The organism is Xylanibacter rarus, from assembly GCF_001275135.1.
GTDB classification, from domain to species: domain Bacteria; phylum Bacteroidota; class Bacteroidia; order Bacteroidales; family Bacteroidaceae; genus Prevotella; species Prevotella rara.
The window spans coordinates 1-3096 of the sequence record NZ_LFQU01000065.1 but is presented as its reverse complement, the minus strand read 5'-3'; the positions used below and the strand labels follow the sequence as shown (position 1 = coordinate 3096).

Here is a 3096-nt window from a genome sequence, read left to right as displayed (position 1 = left end):
AAGTACACCGATGAAAGAGACTTCATCCTCACTTACATGCACATCAAAAGAACATGCACAGGAAAAGCTTCGGGCAATTAGTAGCGCTCGGCTTTGACGTCGCCGTCTTTACACCTGCGCCCTATCAACGTCCTCGTCTGGAACGGCCCTCAAGGAGTTCTTATCTCGCGGACGGCTTCGCACTTAGATGCTTTCAGCGCTTATCCGGGCCAGACACGGATACCCGGCGGTGCACCTGGCGGCACAACCGGCATACCGGAGGTCTGTCCAACACGGTCCTCTCGTACTAGTGTCAGATCCGCTCAAAACTCCAACGCCCACGATAGATAGAGACCGAACTGTCTCACGACGTTCTGAACCCAGCTCGCGTGCCACTTTAATGGGCGAACAGCCCAACCCTTGGGACCTTCTCCAGCCCCAGGATGTGACGAGCCGACATCGAGGTGCCAAACCACCCCGTCGATATGAGCTCTTGGGGGGGATCAGCCTGTTATCCCCGGAGTACCTTTTATCCTTTGAGCGACGGAGTTTCCATACACGTCCGCCGGATCACTATGCCCCAGTTTCCTGCCTGCTCGGGATGTCTCCCTCCCAGTCAAGCGCCCTTATGCCATTGCACTCTGTAAGGCCGGTTACCAATCGGCCCGAGGGCACCTTTGGAAGCCTCCGTTACGCTTTTGGAGGCGACCACCCCAGTCAAACTGCCCGCCAAGCAGTGTCCGCGCAACTGCGCGTTAGACCTCAGACAGCCAAAGGGCCGTATTTCAACGGCGGCTCCACCAATACTGGCGTACCGGCTTCATAGCCTCCGGCCTATCCTACACATCGGATGACCAAGGTCAGTGCTAAGCTGCAGTAAAGGTTCACGGGGTCTTTTCGTCCCATCGCGGGTAATCGGCATCTTCACCGATACTACAATTTCACTGAGATCATGGTTGAGACAGCGTCCGGATCATTACACCATTCGTGCAGGTCGGAACTTACCCGACAAGGAATTTCGCTACCTTAGGACCGTTATAGTTACGGCCGCCGTTTACCGGGGCTTCAATTCAAACCTTCGGATTGCTCCTGAGCTCTCCTCTTAACCTTCCGGCACCGGGCAGGTGTCAGGCTGTATACTTCATCTTTCGAGTTCGCACAGCCCTGTGTTTTTGTTAAACAGTTGCCTGGACCTATTCTCTGCGCCTCACTCAACGTGAGGACCCCTTATCCCGAAGTTACGGGGTCAGTTTGCCTAGTTCCTTAACCATGAGTCTCTCAACGCCTTAGTATATTCTACCCGACTACGTGTGTCCGTTTGCGGTACGGGTGCCTGTGCGATTGCTTAGCGGATTTTCTCGGGAGCATGATTACCCGCACTATCTCCGTTGCCCGGAGGCGCCGGAGTACTGTCAGGGTCGGCTCGGAATGCGGATTTGCCTGCATCCCTCATAACCTACGCCCTTCAACGGGGACTTCCGTCACCCCGCGGCGGTTCCACTTCTCCGTCTCCACATCGCTCGCACAGGCAGTAACGGAATATTAACCGTTTCTGCCATCGCCCTCGCCGTTCGGCTTAGACTTAGGACCCGACTGACCCCGGGATGACTGGCATTGCCCGGGAAACCTTGGTCTTGCGGCGGGAGGGGTTCTCGCCCTCCTTGTCGTTACTTATACCTACATTTGCTTTTCCATGCGCTCCAGCTCACGTCACCATGAACATTCGACGCACATGGAATGCTCCCCTACCGATACTTTTATTATTACTATCCCGCGCCTTCGGTATCTGCCTTATACCCGATTATTATCCACGCAAGGACCCTCGACCAGTGAGCTGTTACGCACTCTTTGAATGAATGGCTGCTTCCAAGCCAACATCCTGGCTGTCTCAGGGACCTCACTTCGTTAGACTAACTCAGGCAGAATTCCGGGACCTTAGACGGCGGTCTGGATTCTTCTCCTCTCGGGGACGGACCTTAGCACCCGCCCCCTTGCTGCCCCGCTGCCGGCGTCAAGCATTCGGAGTTCGTCAGGACTTGATAGGCGGTGAAGCCCTCGCATCCTATCGGTCGCTCTACCTCTTGACGCTATCGCGGAACGCTGCACCTAAATGCATTTCGGGGAGTACGAGCTATCTCCGAGTTTGATTGGCCTTTCACTCCTACACTCACCTCATCCGGAAGCTTTTCAACGCTTATCGGTGCGGACCTCCATCCCGTGTTACCGGGACTTCATCCTGGACAAGTGTAGATCACTCGGTTTCGCGTCTGCCTCCACGGACTATGCGCCCTATTCAGGCTCGCTTTCACTGCGGCTCGGCGCCTTAGGCGCTTAACCTTGCCCGTGACGGCAACTCGTAGGTTCATTATGCAAAAGGCACGCCGTCACATGCAACGCATGCTCCGACCGCTTGTAGGCGTATGGTTTCAGGGGCTATTTCACTCTCCTCGTCGGAGTTCTTTTCACCTTTCCCTCACGGTACTGGTCCACTATCGGTCTCACGGGAGTATTTAGCCTTGCCGGATGGTCCCGGCGGATTCGCGCAGGATTCCTCGTGTCCCGCGTTACTCAGGATACCGCTATGCCGGCATGAACTTCGCGAAGGGGGCTGTCACCCGCTACGGCCCGACTTTCCAGACGGTCACGCTCGCTCATGCTCGTACAACAGCGCGGTCCTACAACCCCGGATGTGCCTCGACACACCCGGTTTGGGCTCTTCCCCGGTCGCTCGCCACTACTGGGGGAATCATTGACTTATTTTCTCTTCCTGCGGGTACTAAGATGTTTCAGTTCCCCGCGTTCGCCTCATGACATTGCCATGATGACCGCCTTAAGGCGGCCGGGTTGTCCCATTCGGAAATCCGCGGGTCAAGGGTCATTTGCACCTAACCGCGGCTTATCGCAGCTTATCACGTCCTTCATCGCCTCCGTGAGCCTAGGCATCCGCCATACGCCCTTATTTGCTTTTCCTATGAAGATATCATCCCGCATTTGCGGAACGACTCATTCAGCTCTGTACTTTAACGTTGTGTTCTCTACTGTTTTGCTTGTGCCAATATGTCAAAGATCGTTCGTCCTGAAAAGGACACGTGGAGAATAACGGATTCGAACCGTTGA

General features: G+C 55.3%; 1 rRNA gene. It reads right to left on the bottom strand.

Annotated elements, in window-relative coordinates:
* Nucleotides 1–58: 58 nt before the first annotated feature.
* A 23S ribosomal RNA gene (locus ACU52_RS14480) occupies nt 59–2949 on the bottom strand.
* Nucleotides 2950–3096: the final 147 nt, after the last annotated feature.